6 protein-coding genes are annotated in these 3,954 nt (G+C 55.8%); 4 read left to right on the top strand and 2 right to left on the bottom strand.

Features of this window, described 5'->3' with window-relative positions; translation table 11 throughout:
* Nucleotides 1-27 precede the first annotated feature (27 nt).
* Both PM2_RS29185 and PM2_RS31745 read left to right on the top strand, forming a co-directional pair.
* Entirely contained in the window at nt 28-510 is a 483-nt protein-coding gene (locus PM2_RS29185; RefSeq protein ID WP_004577229.1) for a hypothetical protein, read from the top strand.
* A gap of 699 nt (nt 511-1,209) precedes the next feature.
* A complete protein-coding gene (locus tag PM2_RS31745; RefSeq protein ID WP_231995368.1) occupies nt 1,210-1,806 on the top strand; it encodes an HNH endonuclease in 597 nt (198 codons plus the stop codon).
* 341 nt (nt 1,807-2,147) lie between these two features.
* Here the strand turns inward: PM2_RS31745 and PM2_RS29175 are convergent, their stop codons facing one another.
* The gene (locus tag PM2_RS29175; protein ID WP_016487029.1) at nt 2,148-2,573 is read right to left on the bottom strand and encodes a hypothetical protein; all 426 of its coding nucleotides are present in this window, start codon (nt 2,571-2,573) and stop codon (nt 2,148-2,150) included.
* 227 nt (nt 2,574-2,800) lie between these two features.
* Nucleotides 2,801-3,130: a DUF6388 family protein gene (locus tag PM2_RS29170; protein ID WP_004577226.1), complete on the bottom strand. Its 330-nt coding sequence runs from the start codon at nt 3,128-3,130 to the stop codon at nt 2,801-2,803.
* A gap of 278 nt (nt 3,131-3,408) precedes the next feature.
* Between PM2_RS29170 and PM2_RS29165 the strand changes: the two genes are divergently transcribed.
* On the top strand, nt 3,409-3,639 hold the full coding sequence (locus PM2_RS29165) for a hypothetical protein (protein ID WP_004577225.1): 231 nt from the start codon (nt 3,409-3,411) through the stop codon (nt 3,637-3,639).
* A 90-nt stretch (nt 3,640-3,729) separates the two neighbouring features.
* The coding region (locus PM2_RS29160) for a hypothetical protein (RefSeq protein ID WP_042132634.1) at nt 3,730-3,954 on the top strand (225 nt) is incomplete at its 3' end.

Here is a 3,954-nt window from a genome sequence, read left to right as displayed (position 1 = left end):
CCTTAGCCGATAAAAAACTGAGGAGTGATGGTTGGAAGTGATCTTACCCGCGACCATCAAAATGCATCGAACTTCCTCAAGGAGATCTGGCCAGTCAAGGTGACGTTCCGTGAGAAGAAGTTCTTTGTATCTGCCGAGGATCCGTACAACTCCATAGTGCAGCTCGATATTGAGTTCATTAGACTGATCCGTAACCGGGCCGGCATGCCCACGGCTAGGCCCTGGAATGCCTATCACCCACACTGGACCTTCACTCCGGAAATCCAGGCTTGGGAAAATGAGATTGTCCGGATGGCTGGGTGCCTGGCTGAAATGCCTATTTTCGGCTTCATGAGCGAACGAGATTTCGATTTCTACCATCACGTGGAGGAGGGGAATCTGGTTTTCCATGATGAATCTACAGAGGCCCTTCACATTTTTGTTCAAATGCTTGAGCGTTTCGACGATTTCCTGACGCACTACAAGGGGCCCCAGCAGAGCGCCTATGGCTCATCGCACTACAGGTTCTAGCAAGGATGATTGAGCTGAGGAGGAATGACTCTAGGGCCTTCCTCCCTGCCCGTTCGTGTCCTCAGTGTGCATCTCCCGGTGGAGCAACGGCAAAAGTCTTGGGATCTGCCATAACCTTGGATGCGGGAGCTAACTTTGCCGATGATCGTGGTAGATGACAGAAATCTGCAGTGAGGAATCAACGCCAACCAGTGAGAGGTAAGCCCCGGTCTCCCGGGGCTTTTCCATTAGAAGGACCGAGCAGGCCGGTGAGCTATGAGCCAGACTGGACTGCGTCCATGCACTTGAGCAGCCATGATCAGTTGTGAGCTCGAAGGGAGAGTTCCGGTGTCCAAGTCATCACCCCGACAGTTTCGAGGCACTGACAGTCTCGCCGCGGAGCAGCGCTCACGCGATGCAGTCAGTCCATTCCTGGAGGCCTGCGGCTTCAGAGTAATTGCAGACCAGCGAATCCCCACTGGCTCAGCATCCCAGCAGCTTGTCACGTTCCTCAACAATGATGGTGAGGAGGTCAAAGCCCGGGTTCGCCTATGCTGGCGCCGAGATGGTCGCAACTTGAATGAGCAGAGATATTCAGCTGCTCAGCTGACGGCCCACCTTCGGCCTGGAGGCTGGGATGCCACATTGGAGCATGTGGTGGGGAGAGACCTAGCCCTTGGCGTCAGTCACAACCTCCTGTTTCAGCGTGAAGGTGAGGTCGTGGTCTATGCCGCCCTGATCCCTACAGATGCGTTGCACCAGATCTGGAATCGGCAGCGGGAGGTGAGCGATGAGCTCTTGCGCCTGGGGCTGAAAGGTCGCATCAGGAAGAACCATGCCCAAAACGGAACAAGCCCAACGCTGTGGCTTCAAGATGATCGGTTGCCAGATACCCACCAGGTAGCCGATGTATTGTGGGAATGGCCAGGGGTTGTTGATCTCGCGAAGCTCGCTGTGGCGGGTCAGTTACCGCCAGGCCTTGACGACACATTAGACGATTGCCCAATGCCGGATTATTCGGCTCTAGGGCGTGACCTTGGGGAGAGGGTGAGCACTATCCGGTCACACGTGAAGCGAGATCCTAAGGTGCGACTTGCGGTGCTGGAGCGGGCTCAGTACCGATGTGAAAGATGCGCCGAGAGTCGGACATTCCCCGGCTTCCTGGACGTGCACCACGTGCTGGGTGCGGACGTGTCGGATCGCTTCTACAACTGCGTGGCGCTATGCCCGAACTGCCATCGAGAAGCTCACTATGGCGAGAACCGAGATGAACTGAACGCGCAGCTTTTGGAGTACGCCCTTCAGTTCCGAGCGTGAGCTCACTCTGCCGATGGTCGTGACGCCATTCTAGGACCTCCAATATCAAGCAGGTCCAATCATGAGAGCAGCACCAGAAGCAATTTTTCGGCAGGTGGATGAGGAGCAAGTCGTGTTCTGGGTCGCAGTTGACGGGCGTTCCTATCGAGCGTGGGGTACGTTCAGGGGGCGGCATATCGACGCCCGGGAACGTTCCCGGTCTGCGGCGGTAGAGGGGTGGCTTCGAAAGGCTAATTTCGCTGCAGATAGGTGAGGGCTGGGCAGAGGGGCGCCGGGTGGACGTTATCCGGCGGCCTCATCCCCGATTGCGCACTCAGGGGCGCGACGTGGGGCGGCGCAGTTTAATCGGAGGTGGGTAGCCCAGCGTGCTCGATGAACCTTTCCAGCACCACTCGTTCGTCACTAGATGTGGGGGTGCCACCGTGTGACGCCTTGCCACGCAGATCGATTTCCCAGCCGGCGTACCAAGCGTCCTCTGGCCCCACATACACCGCCGGACTTCCGTCAGGGAACTGGTCTGCAGTTAGGTCAACGATCAGCGAATTCACCACGAGCCACATGTGAGGCTTGCCGTCTCGCATAGCGCTAACGGTTTCCGCTTCCGGGCCCCCAGGTATGCTGTTGAGGTAGTCGCCGAGCAGTTCGGATGTCACCGCGCAGCAGGCATGAGGAAAACCTGCCATGTGCCCCGGGAGAATGCCCAAGGCTTTCTGTTCCTCGATCGATGCGCGAAAGTCATGCGCGATCTTGTGTACGTCAATCACCATGTTGTGAACCATAGTCATGATAGGAGAGAGGTCGCCGCTTCTGAGGCGCCCACAAAAAAGCCCCGGAAAAATCCGAGGCTCTTCACTTTCCTAGCCGTAACGCCATGAAAGGAGCAGCTGAGGTGAAACCACGAAGCGGCTGTTACGAACCGCAACCTGGAATCCCCCGCGCATCGAGCGCCAACTTACCTCACCAGAGAATCCGTTTCAACGAAATATCGTTTGGACTACTCAGTAATTCGGTTGAGGTCCTTGTACTCTTCCCAGGATGACCCAAGCACTTCCGCCATTTTGCGATGGCGCTCGATCCGCCATTCTTGAGCTTGCTGAGGAGATTGGGCGACCAGATGAATGACAAACTCATCCAGCTCAATGCCCCGCTTCTTGGCCGCCTCGGCGAATACCTGCAACCGTTGCTGGCTACGATATTCCTCTACCGTCATCCCACTGCCCTCAATCTCCTCTGCGCTGACCGCCTCAATCTCTCTCATTGCCTGCGGGTTCTCAGCAAAGAACTTGTCGCGAGCTGCGGTGTACCGGTCTTCGAGGGTCAGCATGCCTCTCTCCCTGTTTTGTGAGTTATGCGCTGCGAGCCAGCGGATGGCGCAGGTGCGTAATTGGAGCGTAAGTTTACCGTGAAATGGCGTCATGGGTGACGGCCGCCCGGTGTCACCGGGGGCTAAAAAAGAAAGGGTACCAGGCCTCATTCCGCCAACATGGATTGCCCGCTATTGGCTGTGGGAAATCCGTTGTGGCCAGTTACACTTCATACTGAACCACAACCTGACCAGGTCGAAGATAGGCGTGAGGTACGCGCCAACAACGGGAGAACGAGATGAGCGGAGACGAGCAGTACAGCCAGCTTGATCAGGATCTGGATGCTTTTGGCGATAAATGGTCAGTCGAGAACTCGATCATTTGGTGCCAAGAGTGTCAGTCCAGTCAGGCTGTAGATCAAGCAGCTGATGCATTCGTCCATAGGGCGGGATGTTTGAACGAGACGGAAAGCGCTCAGCATCCCTGGCATGAGCTCAAAGCCCTGCTGCGAGATCTGCCCCATCTTTGAAAACAAGACAGGTAGGCAACTTCGACCTCTGTGCCGGCCAGATGCTGGGGTCGAAGGCATCTAAAGTGATTTTGGTGTGTGAAGGATTTCATGAAAGCAATTGTCCTCGCAGCTATGGCTGCACTAGCGGTTAATGCCTCGGCGGCAGAGTCAATCGTCATTAGTACTGAGCTTACTCGCAATGGCGATATTGTTGATGCTTATAGCGTGACAACTCAAAGTGGTGTCCGAAAGGGTTACAGAAATATTGAGCACAAGAAGTACAGGGAGCTAATCAATCCGAATAAGGCGCGACTTGCTAATCTGGAGCTAGGG

This window comes from Pseudomonas monteilii NBRC 103158 = DSM 14164, from assembly GCF_000730605.1.
Lineage (GTDB): Bacteria > Pseudomonadota > Gammaproteobacteria > Pseudomonadales > Pseudomonadaceae > Aquipseudomonas > Aquipseudomonas monteilii.
This window is presented reverse-complemented; position numbering and strand designations above follow the sequence as displayed.